This window comes from Kitasatospora sp. NBC_01246, from assembly GCF_036226505.1.
In the GTDB taxonomy this organism is placed as follows: domain Bacteria; phylum Actinomycetota; class Actinomycetes; order Streptomycetales; family Streptomycetaceae; genus Kitasatospora.
The window spans coordinates 6,128,150-6,144,839 of the sequence record NZ_CP108484.1; the positions used below are offsets into that span (position 1 = coordinate 6,128,150).

The window sequence follows — 16,690 nt, forward strand, 5'->3', positions numbered from 1 at the left end:
GGCGCTGTTCGGTGGGCGCTGTTCCGTGGCACTGTTCCGCGGTTCTGTTCTGCGGCGCGGCCGTGACCTGCGGTGCACGGGGCAAAGAACGGGTCATGGATTCGAATAAGGTCGGCAAATGAACACCCTGACGCGGTGTCCGCTTCACCGGGCGTTCATCACACCGGCGGAGTCTGCAGGCGTCGACGAGCTACCTCGACACCTCGCACGCCACGTACCGGGCTCCGCTCCGGTCGGCGCCCCACCTCTCAGGAGTGACTCACATGTCGCTGTCCCGTCGGGACTTCGTCAACCGTTCCACCCTCGTCGGGGCCGGCGTGCTGATCGCCGGTAGCGCCGAGGCGCTGGCCAGCGCCCCGGGCGCGATCGCCGCCCCGGTCGGCGGCGAGGTGCGGGACGCCGCGACCGCCGACGCCGAGCGTGCCGCGGTCGGCTACGGCGCGCTGGTCAAGGACCCGGAGAACCTGCTCGCGCTGCCCAAGGGCTTCAGCTACAAGGTGGTGAACCGCGCGGGCGTCACCAAGCTGCGCACCGGCGAGTTCACGCCCAGCAACCACGACGGCACCTCCGCCTTCGAGGACGAGCGCGGCGGCAACCTGCTGGTCGTCAACCACGAGCTGAGCGGCGCCCGCTCCGGCTGGGCGTACCCGGTGCCGCTGACCGAGGGCCACGTCTACGACCCGGGCGCGGCCGGCGGCTGCACCATCGTGCACGCCAAGCGCAACGGCACGGTCGAGCAGTGGGTCGGCATCGCCGGCACCTCCACCAACTGCGCCGGTGGCGTGAGCCCGTGGGGCACCTGGCTGTCCGGCGAGGAGACCGAGGACAAGGCCGGCAAGAACGGCTTCACCAAGGACCACGGCTACATCTTCGAGGTCGACCCGTTCGACGACGAGTACAACCTCGACCCCAAGCCCGTGAAGGCCTTCGGCCGTTACGCGCACGAGGCCGTCGTGGTGGACCCGAAGCGCGGCCACGTCTACCTGACCGAGGACGCCTCGAACCCCAACGGGCTGCTGTTCCGCTGGACCCCGCCGGCCGGCTTCAAGCACGGCCGCTACCAGCTGCGCAAGCTCGCCGACGACGCCGGCACGCTGGAGGCCTTCAAGGTCTTCGACGCGCAGGGCAAGTTCATCGACGACCTGTCGCGCGCCACCAAGGTCGGCACCACCTACGGCGTGGACTGGGTCAAGGTCCAGGACCGCGACGCCAGGACCGTCTCCGTCCGCAAGCAGTTCAAGGACGGCGAGGTCACCCGCGCCCGCAAGCTGGAGGGCATGTGGTGGGGTGACGGCGGCTTCTACTTCGTCTCCAGCTTCGCCCGCTCGGAGAGCCCGCTCCAGCACGACGGCCAGGTCTGGTTCTTCAACCCCGTCCGCCGCACCATCACCCTGAAGGTGCTGCTCGGCGTCAACACCGACGTCTGGGGCGACCACGACAACTTCGACGGCCCGGACAACATCACCGTCTCGCCGTACGGCGGCATCGTGATCGCCGAGGACGGCGAGGGCGTCTCGCACCTGTTCGGTGCCACCGAGGACGGGCTGACCTACCCGATCGCCCGCAACGAGCTCAACATCGGCTCCGCCGAGAAGCCGGAGTTCAGCGAGTTCACCGGCGTCACCTTCTCGGACGACGGCAAGACGCTGTTCGCCAACATCCAGACCCCGGGCATCCAGCTGGCCATCACCGGCCCGTGGCACCGCCTGAACGAGCACAAGCGCGGTCAGGGCTACGGCGCCTGATCAGGCTGAGGCCGGGAGGGGCCCGCTCCGGCGGGCCCCTCCCGGCTTTCCCGGTCCGGCTTCCCGATCGTGCTTTCCCGGTCCGGCTTCCCGATCGTGCTTTCCCGGTCCGGCTTTCCCGAGCCCCCGGACGCGGGCGTCACTCCTCCGGCAGGCGCAGCTGGAGCATGGCCAGCAGGCGCTGCTGCGGCTGCGCGAGGTCGACACCGGTGAGCTGCTCGGCCCGGCGCACCCGGTACCGCAGGGTGTTGGGGTGGATGTGCAGGGCGTCCGCCGCGACCCGGACCTCGCCCAGCGCGTCCAGCCAGGCCAGCACCGACTCCGCGAGCCGGGTGCCGTGCCGGCGGTCGTACGCGGTCAGGGCGGTCAGCCGCGGGTCGCGCAGGCCCGAGCGCTCCTGCAGCAGGGCCAGCATCTCGCTGACCAGGACCTCCGCCTGGACGTCGATCAGTGCGGCGACCTCCAGGTCCACCCCGCCCCGGCCCATGGCGTCCAGGATCCGGTCCGCCTGCGCCCGGGAGTCGGGCACCTGGGCCAGGCCGTCCACCGTGGAGCCGATCGCCGCCCGCAGCGGGACGCCCAGGTGGTCCCGGGCCGCCTCCACCACCTCCTGCGCCCAGTCGCGGACCGTCGTCATCGGCAGGCCGGCCGGCAGCTCGGGCAGCAGCACGTAGACCCGGGACTCGATCGGGGCGAGCAGCGCGCTGCGGTGGCGGGCGGCGGTGTGCACCGAGATCAGGCCGGTCACCTCGGCGCGGGTCAGCGCCTCGGTGGTCGGCGCGCTGTACGCCAGCACGGTGGCGGGCCGGCGCAGGTCCAGGCCCAGGTGGGTGGCGAGCGACTGCGGCCCGGTCGAGCCCTCCAGCAGGCCGGTGAGCAGGGTGCGGGTCAGCCGGACGTCCGCCGACAGCTCTCGCCGCCGCCGGACCAGCTGCGCCGCCGCCACCCGGGCCGCGCCGACCAGCGCCTGCTCGGCGAGCGGCGCCAGCGGCTGGGCGCCCTCCTGCACCCAGATCGTCCCGAGCGGCTGGGCGCCGGTCCGGATGCCGATCGCCAGGCGCCGGCGCAGGCCCAGCTCCGGGTGCGGGTCCACCGCGATGGCCGAGTCCGAGGTGCGCAGGTGCTGGAAGATGCCCCACTCGCGCAGCTTGGAGAGGTAGGGCTCGGGGCCCTGCCAGCCGAGGATGGAGAGCCGGCGCAGGTCGTCCACCTCGTCGGAGTCCGAGGAGCGGGAGTAGGCCAGCACCCGGCTGGAGGTGTCCTCGATCGAGACGATGCCGTGGGTGAGCACGGCGACGGTCTGGGCGAGCGAGAAGAGGTCGCCCGCGTTGTGCTCGGGGGCGCCCGCGGCGTCCGCGGTGTCCGGGCCGGCGATGATCGCCCGGGCGAGCGAGTCCAGGTGCTCCCACCGGGTCTCCCGGCGGACCGAGAGCAGCGCCACCCCCGCCTCGGTGGCCGCCTCCCGCAGCGCGTCGGCCTGGCCGGGGCCGTCCAGCTTCACCGCGACCGCGGCGGCGCCCACCCGGCCGGCCGCGCGCAGCGCGGGGAGCGCGGCCCGGCCCCGGGCGCCGATGGCGAGCACGAGTTCGCCGGGAGCGGCGGTGGGAGGGTCCTCCGGGTCGAGGATCGCGACGTCGCGCACCGCGACGTCCAGGCCCAGCGGGGCGGCCTGGAGCTCGACCAGCGGTTCGCCGAGGGACATCAGCAGCTGACGGAGCGGGAGGCCGGCGGGCTGCGACACCGGAGGCTCCTTCACGCTCGTGCGAACCGGGGCGGATCAGTGCGAGTGGTGCGGACGGACCGTCGGGCATCGTGCGAACGGACCATCGCGTACCGCCGATTTTAGCGGGGCGGACAGGCCTCGGGAGTGGGCGAGCGGCCCGGCCGGCGGCCGGCGGGTCCGGTGGCCCGCCCGGCGGTGGCCGTGACCGCGCCGTGACCCCTTCGTCGGGCCGGACAACGCCGTACGGGGGACTTTAGCCGCCCGGCCAATCAAGTGGAGCCCGGTGCAGGAATAGCGTTCGTCCTGTGGCCGACGTGCGACCCGCGTCGGCATCCCCCGCATGAACCGAAGGAGAGCGTGCGCTCATGGATGCTGTGACCCAGGTCCCCGCGCCGGTGAACGAGCCGGTCCACAGCTACGCCCCCGGCAGCCCCGAACGGGCCCGCCTGGAGGCCAAGCTGAAGGAGCTGGGCGGCCAGGAGCCGGTCCAGCTGACCATGACGATCAACGGTGAGCGCCGCCTCGGCGGCGGCACCGAGATCCACGTCGTCCAGCCGCACAACCACGCGGCGAGGCTCGGAACGCTGCGCAACGCCACCCAGGCCGACGCGCAGGACGCCATCGACGCTGCCCTGGCCGCCGCTCCGGCCTGGCAGGCGCTCTCCTTCGACTCGCGCGCCGCGATCTTCCTCCGGGCCGCCGACCTGCTGGTCGGCCCCTGGCGCGAGACGCTGGCCGCGGCCACCATGCTCGGCCAGTCCAAGACCGCGCAGCAGGCCGAGATCGACACCCCCTGCGAGCTGGTCGACTTCCTGCGCTTCAACGTGCACTTCGCCCGGCAGATCCTGGCCGAGCAGCCGATCTCCTCGGACGGGGTCTGGAACCGCAGCGACCACCGCCCGCTGGAGGGCTTCGTCTACGCGATCACCCCGTTCAACTTCACCGCCATCGCCGGCAACCTGCCGACCGCGCCGGCGCTGATGGGCAACGTGGTGCTCTGGAAGCCCTCCCCGACCCAGCAGTTCTCCGCGCACCTGCTGATGCAGCTGCTGGAGGAGGCCGGGCTACCCAAGGGCGTCATCAACATGGTGACCGGCGACGGCCTGGACGTCTCCGCCGTCGCGCTGAAGCACCCGGCGCTGGCCGGCATCCACTTCACCGGCTCCACCCCGACCTTCCAGCACCTGTGGCGCACCGTCGGCGAGAACATCTCCGGCTACCGCACCTACCCGCGGATCGTCGGCGAGACCGGCGGCAAGGACTTCCTGGTCGCCCACCCGTCCGCCGACCCGGCCGTGCTGAAGACCGCGATGACCCGCGGCGCCTTCGAGTTCCAGGGCCAGAAGTGCTCGGCGCTCTCCCGCGCCTACGTCCCGGCCTCGCTCTGGGCCGGCCTCAAGGACGCCTTCCGCGACGAGGTCGAGGGCCTCACCATGGGCGACGTCAACGACCTGTCGAACTTCATGTCGGCCGTCATCGACGACCGCGCGTTCGCCAAGAACAAGGCCGCGATCGACCGGGCCCGGGCGGACGACTCCGTCGAGGTGCTGGCCGGCGGCACGTACGACGACTCGGTGGGCTACTTCGTCCGCCCGACCGTGCTGGTCTGCGCGGACCCGGCGAGCGAGTACTTCAAGGACGAGTACTTCGGCCCGATCCTCGCCGTCCACGTCTACGAGGACGAGAAGTACGAGGAGATGCTGGCCCAGATGGAGTCGGTGTCGGCCTACGGCCTGACCGGCTCGATCATCTCCCAGGACCGCGCGGCCGCCCAGGACGCGATGCACAAGCTGCGGTTCGCGGCCGGCAACTTCTACATCAACGACAAGCCGACCGGCGCGGTCGTCGGCCAGCAGCCCTTCGGCGGCGGCCGGGCGTCGGGGACCAACGACAAGGCCGGCGCCAAGCAGAACCTGGCGCGCTGGACCTCGACCCGTTCGGTCAAGGAGACCTTCGTCCCGCCGACCGACTACCGCTACCCGCACATGGGCTGAGTGCCCCGCCGACGCCCGGTCCCGCAGCCGGGCGTCCCCGCGGGGGCGGGCGGCCCCACCCCTGGCCGCCCGCCCCCGCCACCCCCTTCTGCCACCCTTAGAAGCACCAGCTCCAGGAGTCACGATGCTCCGTTCCGCCCTTCTCGCGGCCTCCCGCTCCCCGCAGGTCCGCACCGTCGTCGAGAAGTTCCCGCCGACCCACGCGATAGTCGAGCGGTTCGTCGCCGGCGAGGCCCTCGACGACGCCGTCACCGCCTGCGACGACCTGGTCGCCACCGGCCGCAAGGTCACCCTGGACCACCTCGGTGAGGACACCAAGGACGCCGCCCAGGCCGCCGGGACCGCCGAGGCGTACGAGCACCTGCTCGCCGCGCTCAAGGACACCGGCCTGGCGGCCGGCGCCGAGGTCTCGGTGAAGCTGTCGGCCGTCGGCCAGTTCCTGCCGGTGGACGGCGAGAAGATCGCGCTGGAGAACGCCCGCCGGATCTGCGAGGCGGCCGCCGACGCGGGCACCACGGTGACCCTCGACATGGAGGACCACACCACCACGGACTCCACCCTCGCCATCGCGCGGGAGCTGCGGGCCGACTTCCCCTGGCTGGGCGTCGTGCTCCAGGCCTACCTGCGCCGCACCGAGGCCGACTGCCGCGAGTTCTCCGGCCCCGGCTCCCGCGTGCGGCTCTGCAAGGGCGCCTACAAGGAGCCCGAGTCGGTCGCCTTCCAGGGCAAGCACGAGGTGGACCTCGCCTACGTCCGCGCGCTGAAGATCCTGATGGCCGGCGAGGGCTACCCGATGATCGCCTCGCACGACCCCAACATGATCAAGATCGCCGGCCAGCTCGCCCGGTGGAACGGCCGCGAGCGCGACTCCTTCGAGTACCAGATGCTGTTCGGCATCCGCCCCGAGGAGCAGCTGCGCCTGGCCGGCGAGGGCAACACCATGCGGGTGTACCTGCCGTACGGCGAGGAGTGGTACGGCTACTTCATGCGCCGCCTCGCCGAGCGCCCGGCCAACCTGACCTTCTTCCTGCGGGCCATGGCGACCCGCGGCTGAGGCCCCTGCTGTACGGACGGCCCGCACTCCTTGTGGAAGGGGGGTGCGGGCCGTCCGTCGTCGGGGGCGGCGGGGCGGCCTAGGATCGGGGGCGGTGAAGTGTGGTCGGTTCCCGTCGAGTTGGGCAGGTGGCTGAGGTGCTGAAGGCCTTCGCGGAGTTGTCGACGCCGTTGGTGGCGGATGCGTGTGTGCGGGTGGGGGTGGGGTTGCGGGTGGCGCCGGCGGGGGTCGGGCCGGTGGTGGCGGGGCGGCGGGTCGCGGGGCGGGTGCTGCCGGTGCGGCACTACGGGAGCGTGGACGTGTTCCTGGAGGCGTTCGGTGCGGCCGAGCCCGGGGACGTGCTGGTCGTCGACAACGGCGGGCGGGTCGACGAGGCCTGCCTCGGGGACCTCGCGGTGCTGGAGGCGAAGGCCGCCGGGGTGGCCGGGGTGGTGGTGTGGGGCCTGCACCGGGACACGCCGGAGCTGGTGGAGATCGGGCTGCCGCTGTTCAGCTACGGCGCGCTGCCGCTGGGCCCGTTGCGGCTCGACGAGCGGGAGCCGGAGGCGCTGGTCACCGCCCGGTTCGGGACGCACCTGGTGAGCGCCGGGGACGTGGTGTTCGGGGACGCCGACGGCGTGCTGTTCGTGCCGGCCGCCCGGGTCGACGAGGTGCTGGAGGTGGCGGGCGGGATCGCGCGGACGGAGCGCGCGCAGGCCGAGCGGATCCGCTCGGGCGACACGCTGCGCCGGCAGACCGCGTTCGACGACTACCTGGTGCGGCGGGCCGCCGATCCGTCGTACAGCTTCCGGCAGCACCTGCGGCGGGTCGGCGGCGCGATCGAGGAGTAGCGGGCGGCGGGCCGGAGTTCAGAGCGCGCGGTGCATGACGTGCAGGCCGACGTACCCGTGGACGGGGTGGCGGAAGCCCTCGGGGAGGGTCCCCAGGATGTCGAAGCCGAGCGACCGGTACAGCCCCACCGCGCGCTCGTTGCTCGCCACCACGGCGTTGAACTGCATGGCGCGGTAGCCCGCCGCACGCGCCCATTCCAGGGTGTACTCGGTGAGCGCGCGCCCGACGCCCCGGCCGGAGTGCGCCGGGTCGACCATGTAGCTGGCGCTCGCGATGTGCGAGCCGTTGCCCTGGTGGTTGCGGTTCATCTTGGCGCTGCCGAGGACGGTGCCGTCCTCGGCGACCGCGACCACGGTGCGGCTCGGGGCGGGGAGGAGCCACCACTCACGGCCCTGCTCGAAGGTCAGGTCGAGCGGGTAGGTGAACGTCTCGCCCGCGGCGGCGATGGCGTGGAAGAACGGCCAGATGGACGGCCAGTCCTCGGGGGTGGCTTCCCTGATCAACATCCGGACAGGATGGCACGCCGACCGGACGCCGGCCAGCGTTTTCGGGTGCCCGGGCGGTGGGCCCGGGCACCCGGGGGGTCAGAGCATCGAGGCGGCGGGCTTGACCATGGCGCGGGCGGTTTTGGCGTCCACGTACTCGCCGATCGCGGTCATCACCCACTCGCCGGAGTACTGGCGGACCAGCTTGCACATCACCACGCCGGTGTGCGGCTCGGACTGGGTGAGGTCGAAGCGGACCAGCTCCTGGTCCGAACCGGCGTCCACCAGGCGGCAGTAGGCGTTCTTGACGTCGGTGAACTTCTGGCCGGAGAAGGAGTTGACCACGAAGACCAGGCCGCAGACCTCGGGCGGCAGGCCGTCCAGGTGGACGGTGATCGACTCGTCGTCACCGCCGCCCGCGCCCGTGAGGTTGTCGCCGGAGTGGGCGACGGCGCCGTTGAAGATCCCCAGCTTCATGAACCAGGCGGTGTCCAGCTTCTCCCGCTTGGCGTCGAAGGCGATGCAGGAGGCGTCCAGGTCGATGTTGCGGCCGCGGCCGGCGGGCTCCCAGCCGAGTCCCATCCGGACGGAGGAGAGGAAGGGCTTGCCGTTCTTCTCCAGGGAGACCGAGCCGCCCTTGGTGAGGTTCACCCGGCCCTTGTCCAGGGTGATCTTGGTGAGGGCCGGCGGGGCGGCGGGCGCCGCGGGCGGGGCCGGCGGCATCGGGGGAGCGCTCTGCGGCAGCGGCGGGGCGACCGGGGCCGGGGCGGGAGCCGGGGCCGGGGCGGTGACCGGCGGGGCGACCGGGGTGGCGGTGGCGGCCGCCGGGGCGGGCTCGTCCTCCACGGTGACGCCGAAGTCGGTGGCGATGCCGGCCAGGCCGTTGGCGTAGCCCTGGCCGACCGCCCGGACCTTCCAGGCGCCGCCGCGCTGGTAGACCTCGACCACGATCAGCGCGGTCTCGCGGCCCAGCTGGGGAGCGGTGAAGGTGACCAGGACCTGGCCGGAGTCGGCGTCCCGGACCGTCGCGGTCGGCTCGATGCCGGCGAAGGTGGCGCCGGCCTCGTCGGGGCTCGCCGTGACGACGATCTTGGTGATGCCGGCCGGGACGGCGGCGGTGTCGATGGTGATCGCGTCCGGGGTCCCGCCGGAGGCCGGGCGGTGGGTGACACCGGGGCCGTGCGGGGCGTTGAAGAACACGAAGTCGGCGTCCGAGCGGACCTTTCCGGCCTCGGTCAGCAGCAGGCCGGAGACGTCCAGCGCCTTGGGTGCGGTGACCTCGACGGTCACCCGCGCGGCGGTCAGCGGGGCGTTGCCGCCTTGGGTCAGGACCGTGGACACGAACTCCTCCTCGGATGCGGTGGCACGGCGTGCGGGACCCGAGTCGGGGGCGCCGTGCCGAGTGGTACCCACAGTAACGAACGGGGTTGTCGAGACGAGCCCGATCAAGGCGGTGACCTGTCGGGTTGTCGGACGGTCGGTCAGTTCGGTCCGACGGCGAACGCCCCCAGCGCGGCGACGGCCCGCGGGTGGTGGATGCCGAACGCCGAGGCGCTCCAGCTCTCGGCCGGGGCGGCCTTGCCGGGGCCGGTGGGCACGCTCTCCCCGCGCCCCGGTGCGGCCGGTGCGGGCGCGGCACCGGGGACGCCGGTGGTGGGCGCGCCGGTGGCGGGTACCTCGGGGGCGGGCGGCCCGGCCGGGCGGGTGTGCCGGACACCGAAGGTGTAGCGGCCGGGCGGGACGTCGGTGCCGGGCGGGGTGGTGAAGCGGTAGACCAGGGTGCCGCGTTCGTGGTGGGTGGTGACCACGGCGCCGGCCAGGTCGGTCCAGGCGGTGCCGGAGGGGGCGGCGGCGTCCGGTGCCGGACCGCCCGGGGCCGTCGCGTCCGGCGCGAGCCGGAGTTCGGCCTGCAGCGCGGTGAGCGGCTCGGTGACGGTCAGGGTGAGGACGTGCCGGGTGCCGTCGCGGCCGAGCGACTGGACCAGTGCGGCGCCGGTGAGCGCGTGGTCGACCGTGTCGTCGGGGTCGCCCGGGCCCGGGGCGGTACCGCCGGTCGGGTCCTTGGGGACGGTGGTCGGGTCCTGCGCGCCGGGCGGCAGGCCGGTCCAGCCGTCGGTGGGGTCGGTGGGCGGCCGGACGCCGGGCGCGCCGGGCGCGGGCGCGGGGGCGGGGGCGAGCGGCTTGGGCGGCTCGGGCGATCGGGCCGCGAGCGGTTGGCCGGACTCCACGGGCTCGGGCCGCTGGTGGGACGGCCCGTCGGTGGGTGGCGGCGTGGTGGCGGCGGTCAGGCCGTCCTGCTGCGGGGAGGGGCCGAGGGCCTGGGTCGACGGGGTGTCGGAGGCGCTCCGGCCGCCGGTCCGGCCCTCGGCGAGCGGCACGGCCGAGCCCGGGGCGGGCGAGCGGGGTGCCGGGACGCCGGAGACGGGCGGGTGCGAGGCGTGCGACTCGGACGTGGCGGGGCCGGCGGGGCGGACGGAGGGCCGCCCGGACGGCAGCGGCGCGGCCGGCGCCTGCGAGGAGTCGGGCGCGGAGGCGGCGTCGGCCCGGTCGGCGCCGGGGGTGGGCGGCGGGCTCGACCCGACCTGGGCCACTCCGGCGCGGCGTCCCACGCCCTGCTGCTCGTGGAGCAGCCAGGTGGTGGCGATGCTGATGCCGACCACGGTGGACATCGCCATCGCGGCGCCGGAGAACCGCAGGGTGGGCAGCCGGAGCCGGCCCCCGAACGGCTTGGGCCGGCCGTGCCGGCCGTGCCGCTCGCGCGGCAGGTCGCGCTCGTGCCGCGCGTCCGGCCCGGTCTCCTCGCGCAGAGCCACCCGACCCTCCCTCCCCGAAGCCGTCGCTGAGTCGCCGCATTCTCCCATGCGCTGCCGACAGGCCCGAATCGCCGTCATGGGCGGACTGCCGCCGGTTCACCCGGGTTCGTCCGGGGTCGCTCGTGCGGGTCCGCCGGTGGACGCGCAGGAGCCCGCGCCGGCAGGGGGACGAGCGTACCAGCGGCTGCCCGGGCCCTGGCCAGCCCTCGCGCGGGATCGATCAACTCCGTGGACGGCCCTTCCCCGAACGGAAGTTGACGGTCCGTCTGACAAGGCCTGCGCGGCCCGGGCCGTCGGTGCGCGGATTATTGCAACCTCCTTGCAACCCTTGCCGGTCCGGCCTCCGGTGGCGCAAGGTGGGGGAATCCCACGCCGTCCCGGAGAGCCCGTCATGCCGTCCGACCCGTTGTCAGCACCCTCCAGTGCCCCTCTCGCCGCCACCCCCACGGGCGGCGATGAGGCAGGCTCCACCGCCGCTCCGGCGGCGGTGGAGGAGGTGCTGACACTGCGGATCTCGCTGGGCGAGGAAGTCGTCGGCGAGGTGCGGACGCGATTCCGGTTCGATGCCGAGCGTCCGTACGAGGTACTGCTGACGTTCCATCTGGGGCGGCCGGACGAGGCCGATTGGGTGTTCTCGCGTGATCTGCTGCGCGACGGCCTGCGCTCGCTGAGCGGCCAGGGCGACGTCAAGCTGTGGCCGGCCTACTGTCCGTGCCACGGCTCGACGTTGCACCTGGCCCTCGAATCCCCCCATGGCAGTGCCCTGTTGGAGGTCTCCAAGCCCAGGGTTCAGGCGTGGCTGGACCGGACGTACGCGCTGGTCTCCGAGGAGGCCGAGCAGGCCTACGGCCCGACCGACGCCCAGTTGTCCGCGTTGCTGGCCGGCGGCTGAGGCCGGGACGCCGGGGCGACGTCGTCGCCCGGGGTGCGCTGGGCCGGCAGCGGGGGACCGCCCGGCAGCCGGACGGCGCCCGCGGCCAGAGCCGCCCGCAACCGGCGCACGGCCGGCGCGGAGGAGACCGGCAGCAGGTCGTACGGGTCGTCCGGTCCGTCCACGGTGACCAGGACCGAATCGGCGAACCGGTACGGCCGGTGGGCCAGCAGGCCGCCCAGGTACCGCCGCAGCCGGGAGAGTTCGGCGCGGACCGTCACCGTCCGGGCCGGGTCGCCGAAGAGCGCGTCGGCGAGCTGCGCCGCGCTGTGCCCGGAGCGCTCGGTGGCGAGCAGCAGCAGCAGTTCGGCGTGGCGCGGGCTGAGCGCGTGCGACCAGCTGCCGGCGGCGCCGCGCACCGACAGCTCAGGGCGGTCCGGCCGGCGCAGGTCGAGCCGGAGCCGGGCCCCCTCGGCCTGTTCGGCGGTCACCGCGGCGGCGCCGTCCGCCGTCCGTTCGTCTCCCAGCGGCCGGACCAGCCAGCCGTCGGCGAGCGGCTCGACGGAGCACTCGCCGATGCCGGGCAGCCAGTGCACCGCGGCCGGGCTCCAGCCCTCGGCGGGCAGCCGCAGCCGGACCGGTGGCGGCAGGCCGGCCGCGCAGGCGATCCAGCCGGCCGCGTCGACCACCAGGGCCGGGCCGTCCACCCGGGCCAGGAGCGGGGCGGCCAGGGTGCGCAGGTGGTGCAGCGACTCCAGGCGGCGGGCGCGCAGTTCGGTCTCGGCGAGCCGGGCGGCGGTGGCGGTCAGCTGCAGCAGGTACGGGCGGACGTTGCCGGCCGGGCCGCTGAGGTTGATGGCGCCGACCAGCCGGCCGGTGCCCGGGTCGTGCACGGGGGCGGCGACGCAGGTCCAGGAGTGGTGGCTGCGCAGGTAGTGCTCGGCGGAGTGGACCTGCATCGGCCGCTGGGCGCGCAGGGCGGAGGCGATGCCGTTGGTGCCGACGCTCTCCTCGATCCAGCGGGCGCCGGTGAGGAACCCGATCCGGTCGGCGCTGCGGCGCAGGCTGCGCTCGCCCTCCTGCCAGAGGATGTGGCCCTCGGCGTCGGCGATGGCGAGGATCAGCGGGACGTGGTCGGCCGGGGCGAGCAGGGTGTCACGCAGCACCGGCAGCAGGATGTCGAGGCCGCTGGCGCGGCGGCGGTGCTCGACCTCGGCCGGCCCCAGGTGGACGGTGGCGGCGCCGGCGTCCGGGTCCAGGCCGAGGCGGCGCAGCCGGGCCCAGGAGTCGCCGATCTCCGGGCGGGGCCCGGGCAGCGGGTCGGTGCCTCCCGGGCCGGCCTCCCGGGCCGGTCCGTGGGTGACGGGTTCGGCCAGGGCGCGGTCGTGCAGCCTGGCGAGCTCCGCCGGGCTCGACGGACTTCGGGGCTCTGGCCGTCGGTTCTGCCGTCCGGTCTGCCGCACTCGGTTTGCTCCTCGCCGCCGATCGAGGGCGCGTCGGGGCCGACGCGCTGACGAAAGCGTACGGGGGCCGCCCGGTCCTGGGGACGGGGTCGGCCAACTAGGGCCGGTCACCGGTATCAGAGTGGACATGCCAACAAGTTATGAGTGCCGCGCGGCCGAAAATCGACCACCGGGGCGGTGCGGTCCGGGGGAGTGGAGCAGGGCGCGGGCCCGGACGCGGAGGGCTCGGAGGTGGAGGGCGCGGAGGTGGTGCGCGAGGGCGTGCGGGCGGCGGGTCTCCCGGGCAGCCTCGGGGCGCGCTCGGCGCATGGAGGCGCGCGGGGGGCGCATGTCCACATGCTGGTCGGCGGGGCGGCGGGGCGGCGGGCCGGCCGGGCGGCGAGGAAGGGCAGCGGCAGCGGCACCCGGACGGTCAGGATCGCGGGGTGACCGGCCCGGTGGCGCCCCTCGGGCCCGCGCTCCCGTCCGGGGGTCCGTCCCCGCCGGTGTCGGCCCCGGCGACGGTACCGGCGCCGCCGCCGAGGAGCTCGCGCAGCAGCTGCTCGTCCTCGCCGGAGAGGTCGGAGACGAAGCGGGCCAGCACGGTGGACCGGTCCGCCTCCCGCCCCAGCTCGGTGTGCATCCGGCGGGCGGCGAGCCCGGCCCGGTCCTGGACGGTCGGGGTGTACGCGTAGGCGCGCCCCGCCCGGGTGCGTTCCACGGTGCCCTTGTCGTGCAGCCGGGCCAGGATCGTGGCGACGGTGGTCCGCGCGAGGCCGCGGCCGAGGGCCGCCTGGACGTCCTGCGGCGTCAGCGGCTCGCGGGCGGCCCAGAGGGCGGCCAGCACCTCGGCCTCCAGCTCCCCGGCGGGCCGGCGGGCCGGCGGTACGTCGGACATGGCGGCGGTTCCTCCCCGATTCGTCTACAGTCATGTAGACCGTCTACGGCACTGTAGACGATCGAGGGCGGCCGCGCCGCCCTCCCGTACGGGAGGTCCGCCGGCCTTGTTCCAGTCGTCCGCCACTCCGGCCGTTCACGCCCTCGCGGTGAACCCGCTGGACGCCTCGTCGCTGCTCGCCGCCTTCGGGGCGCTCGGGATCGCCGTCGTGCTCTTCGCCGAGACCGGGCTGCTCGTCGGGTTCTTCCTGCCCGGCGACTCGCTGCTGTTCACCGCCGGTCTGCTCTGCGCCCCCGGCGGCGCCGACGGCCCGCGGCTGGAGCTCTCCCAGGTCCTGCCGGCCGCCCTGGCCGGTGCGCTGATCGGCGCCCAGGTCGGCTTCCTGATCGGCCGGCGCGGTGGCCGCGCGCTGCTGCGGCGGACCGAGCGGAAGAGCCTGCGGCACGGGGTCGAGCGGGCCGAGGAACTGCTCGTCAGGTACGGGTACGGCAAGGCGATCGTGCTCGGCCGCTTCATCCCGGTGGTCCGGACGGTGCTCAACCCGCTCTGCGGCGTGCTGGAGGTGCCGGTGCGCACGTTCACCCTCTGGCAGGTGGTGGGCGGCGTGGTCTGGACCGTCGGCGTGGTGCTGGCCGGGTACGCGCTCGGCTCCTCGGTGCCTGATATCGACCGTTACCTCCTCCCCATCATCGGTCTGGTAGTAGTTGTCTCCGTGATCCCGATCGTTCTGGAAATGTTCCGCGCCCGGAGGGCCCGGCGCCGTGGCGGTGACACCCGGTGACGCCCTCCCGTGCGCTGGCCGTCTACGACGGCAGCGGCATCGACGGCGGCCTCTACAGCCGGGTGATCGGGTGGGCGGACGCCGCGCCCGCCTGGCTGGACCAGGTGATCCGGATCTGGTCCGCGCTGGGGCTTGGGCTGTTCGCCGTCGTCATGCTCCGGGCGTGGTGGCGGGCGCGCGACGCCGGTCCGGCGGTGATGGCGCGGGCGCTGGCCTCGCCGCTGATCGTGGTCGTCGCCTTCGTCCTCAACTCCGGGTTCAAGAGCGTGGTCGAGGAGGTGCGTCCGTGCACCCAGCTCGGTGTGCCCGGCACGCTGGAGACCTGTCCCGGCGCCGGTGACTGGTCCTTCCCGAGCAACCACACCGTGATCGCCTTCGCCGCCGCGACCGCGCTCTGGTTCGCGGACCGGCGGCTGGGCGCGTTCGCGGTGGCCGCCGCCGCACTGATGGGTGCCTCCCGGGTCTGGGTCGGCGTCCACTACCCGCACGACGTACTGGTCGGTGCGCTGGTCGGCGTTCTGACGGCGGCCGCGCTCGCGCTGGCCGCCGGCCGGGCCGCACCGCTGGTCGACCGGGCCCGCCTGGGCGCGCTGCGGCCGCTGCTGGGCGCGGGCGACGTCGCGCCGGAGGCCGGCGGCGGGCCGTCACCGGCGACCCAGCGGCGCCGGGTTCCGTGACCTGCCCGGTCCTTGTGCGGCCGGGGTGGCGGGGCGAGCATGCGAGCCGGGCGCAGGCCCTTCGGACGGGCACCCGCCTGCGGGCGACCGTGGTGCGCTGACCCGGCCTCCCGCCGGCGGGCCCGGCCGGGGCGGGCGCGGCCCGGCCCGCCTGAGCAGTGTTGGCTGTACAACTTTTCGGTCGGTTCACCTGCGCGCCGCCGTTCGGACTTCCCTCGGCCACCTCGCGGCATCAGCCTGGCCGCATGAGAGTCATCGTCGTAGGAGCAGGCGTGCTCGGCAGCATGCACGCCTGGCAGGCCGTCGAGCGCGGCCACGAGGTCGTCCACCTGGAGCGCGAGTCCGAGGCGCGCGGCGCCTCGGTGCGCAACTTCGGGCTGGTCTGGGTCAGCGGCCGGTCGGGCGGTGAGGAACTGGACACCGCGCTGCGGGCCCGCGAACTGTGGGAGGAGATCGGCGCGAGGGTGCCCGAGCTCGGCTTCCGGGCCAACGGCTCGCTCACCGCGATCCGCACCGAGGCCGAACTCGCCGTCGCCGAACAGGCGCTGACCCGGGCGGACGCCGCCGCGCGCGGCTACCGGCTGCTCGACGCGGCCGAGACCAGAGCCGCCAACCCGGCCCTGCGCGGCAAGCTGCTCGGCGCGCTGCGGTGCGACCGGGACGCCGCCGTCGAGCCGCGCACCGCCCAGCCCGCGCTGCGCGCCGCACTGCTGGCCGGCGGCCGGTACACCTTCCTCCCCGGGCGGGAGGTCCGCGAGGTGATCGGTGAGAACGCCGTCCGCGACGACCACGGCGACGTCCACACCGGTGACCTGGTGATCCTCTGCACCGGCGCCTGGCTGGGCGGGCTGGTGCGCGAGCTGGCGCCCGAGCTGCCCGTCCGCAGGGTGCGGCTGCAGATGATGCAGACCGACCCGCTCGGCGAGGAGCTCACCACCTCGGTCGCCGACGGCGACAGCTTCCGCTACTACCCCGCCTTCGCCGGTGACGCGCTGGAGCGGCTGAAGGCCGCGCAGCCGCAGCCGCCGGTCGCCGCCGAGCACAAGATGCAGCTGCTGATGGTCCAGCGCAAGGACGGCGGCCTCACCATCGGCGACACCCACGAGTACGACCACCCGTTCGGCTTCGACGTCGTCGAGGACCCGTACGACCACCTGGTCGGCGTGGCCGAGGAACTGCTCGGCCGGCCGCTGCCCCGGGTGCGCCGCCGCTGGGCCGGGGTGTACGCGCAGTGCGTGGACACCACCCGGGTGGTCCACCGGGAGCGGGTCCGGGATGCCGTCTGGCTGGTCACCGGTCCCGGTGGCCGCGGCATGACCTGCTCGCCGGCCATCGCCGAGACCACCGCAGAACTCGCCAACCTGTAAGGAAAGTGA

The 16,690-nt window shown here is 74.4% G+C and carries 14 protein-coding genes; 8 read left to right on the plus strand and 6 right to left on the minus strand.

Going from position 1 to position 16,690, the window contains the following annotated elements; translation table 11 throughout:
• Positions 1-263: 263 nt before the first annotated feature.
• A complete protein-coding gene (locus tag OG618_RS26510) occupies positions 264-1,745 on the plus strand; it encodes an alkaline phosphatase PhoX (protein WP_329490038.1) in 1,482 nt (493 codons plus the stop codon).
• A gap of 139 nt (positions 1,746-1,884) precedes the next feature.
• Here OG618_RS26510 and OG618_RS26515 read toward each other — a convergent pair whose 3' ends face one another.
• Positions 1,885-3,486 carry a PucR family transcriptional regulator gene (locus OG618_RS26515; RefSeq protein ID WP_329490039.1) on the minus strand — a complete coding sequence of 534 codons (1,602 nt, stop codon included), beginning with the start codon at positions 3,484-3,486 and terminating at the stop codon, positions 1,885-1,887.
• Between the two features lie 347 nt (positions 3,487-3,833).
• On the opposite strand from OG618_RS26515, the gene pruA reads away from it, so the two are divergent.
• The 3 genes from pruA (at position 3,834) to OG618_RS26530 (ending at position 7,346) form a co-directional block, all read left to right on the plus strand.
• Positions 3,834-5,462 carry an L-glutamate gamma-semialdehyde dehydrogenase gene (gene pruA / locus OG618_RS26520; protein ID WP_329490040.1) on the plus strand — a complete coding sequence of 543 codons (1,629 nt, stop codon included), beginning with the start codon at positions 3,834-3,836 and terminating at the stop codon, positions 5,460-5,462.
• A gap of 124 nt (positions 5,463-5,586) precedes the next feature.
• A complete protein-coding gene (locus OG618_RS26525) occupies positions 5,587-6,516 on the plus strand; it encodes a proline dehydrogenase family protein (protein ID WP_329490041.1) in 930 nt (309 codons plus the stop codon).
• Positions 6,517-6,653: 137 nt separating this feature from the next.
• Positions 6,654-7,346: an RraA family protein gene (locus OG618_RS26530; RefSeq protein ID WP_329492290.1), complete on the plus strand. Its 693-nt coding sequence runs from the start codon at positions 6,654-6,656 to the stop codon at positions 7,344-7,346.
• An 18-nt stretch (positions 7,347-7,364) separates the two neighbouring features.
• On the opposite strand, the gene OG618_RS26535 is transcribed toward OG618_RS26530, so the two are convergent.
• From OG618_RS26535 to OG618_RS26545, 3 genes are all read right to left on the minus strand, one after another.
• Entirely contained in the window at positions 7,365-7,853 is a 489-nt protein-coding gene (locus OG618_RS26535; RefSeq protein ID WP_329490042.1) for a GNAT family N-acetyltransferase, read from the minus strand.
• 78 nt (positions 7,854-7,931) lie between these two features.
• Complete coding sequence (locus OG618_RS26540) at positions 7,932-9,161, minus strand: TerD family protein (protein WP_329492292.1); 1,230 nt, start codon at positions 9,159-9,161, stop codon at positions 7,932-7,934.
• Positions 9,162-9,313: 152 nt separating this feature from the next.
• On the minus strand, positions 9,314-10,645 hold the full coding sequence (locus OG618_RS26545) for a hypothetical protein (RefSeq protein WP_329490043.1): 1,332 nt from the start codon (positions 10,643-10,645) through the stop codon (positions 9,314-9,316).
• 391 nt (positions 10,646-11,036) lie between these two features.
• Between OG618_RS26545 and OG618_RS26550 the strand changes: the two genes are divergently transcribed.
• Positions 11,037-11,537: an SsgA family sporulation/cell division regulator gene (locus OG618_RS26550; protein ID WP_329490044.1), complete on the plus strand. Its 501-nt coding sequence runs from the start codon at positions 11,037-11,039 to the stop codon at positions 11,535-11,537.
• Here OG618_RS26550 and OG618_RS26555 read toward each other — a convergent pair.
• The gene (locus OG618_RS26555; protein WP_329490045.1) at positions 11,489-12,979 is read right to left on the minus strand and encodes a GAF domain-containing protein; all 1,491 of its coding nucleotides are present in this window, start codon (positions 12,977-12,979) and stop codon (positions 11,489-11,491) included. The genes OG618_RS26550 and OG618_RS26555 overlap by 49 nt on opposite strands.
• Positions 12,980-13,391: 412 nt before the next feature.
• A complete protein-coding gene (locus OG618_RS26560) occupies positions 13,392-13,856 on the minus strand; it encodes a BlaI/MecI/CopY family transcriptional regulator (RefSeq protein WP_329490046.1) in 465 nt (154 codons plus the stop codon).
• A gap of 106 nt (positions 13,857-13,962) precedes the next feature.
• Here OG618_RS26560 and OG618_RS26565 point away from each other — a divergent pair, with 106 nt between their 5' ends.
• The 3 genes from OG618_RS26565 (at position 13,963) to OG618_RS26575 (ending at position 16,681) form a co-directional block, all read left to right on the plus strand.
• Complete coding sequence (locus OG618_RS26565; protein WP_329490047.1) at positions 13,963-14,637, plus strand: DedA family protein; 675 nt, start codon at positions 13,963-13,965, stop codon at positions 14,635-14,637.
• Positions 14,634-15,314: a phosphatase PAP2 family protein gene (locus OG618_RS26570; RefSeq protein ID WP_329490048.1), complete on the plus strand. Its 681-nt coding sequence runs from the start codon at positions 14,634-14,636 to the stop codon at positions 15,312-15,314. The genes OG618_RS26565 and OG618_RS26570 overlap by 4 nt, the downstream gene beginning before the upstream one ends.
• A gap of 245 nt (positions 15,315-15,559) precedes the next feature.
• Entirely contained in the window at positions 15,560-16,681 is a 1,122-nt protein-coding gene (locus OG618_RS26575) for a TIGR03364 family FAD-dependent oxidoreductase (protein ID WP_329490049.1), read from the plus strand.
• The last annotated feature ends 9 nt before the right edge of the window (positions 16,682-16,690 follow it).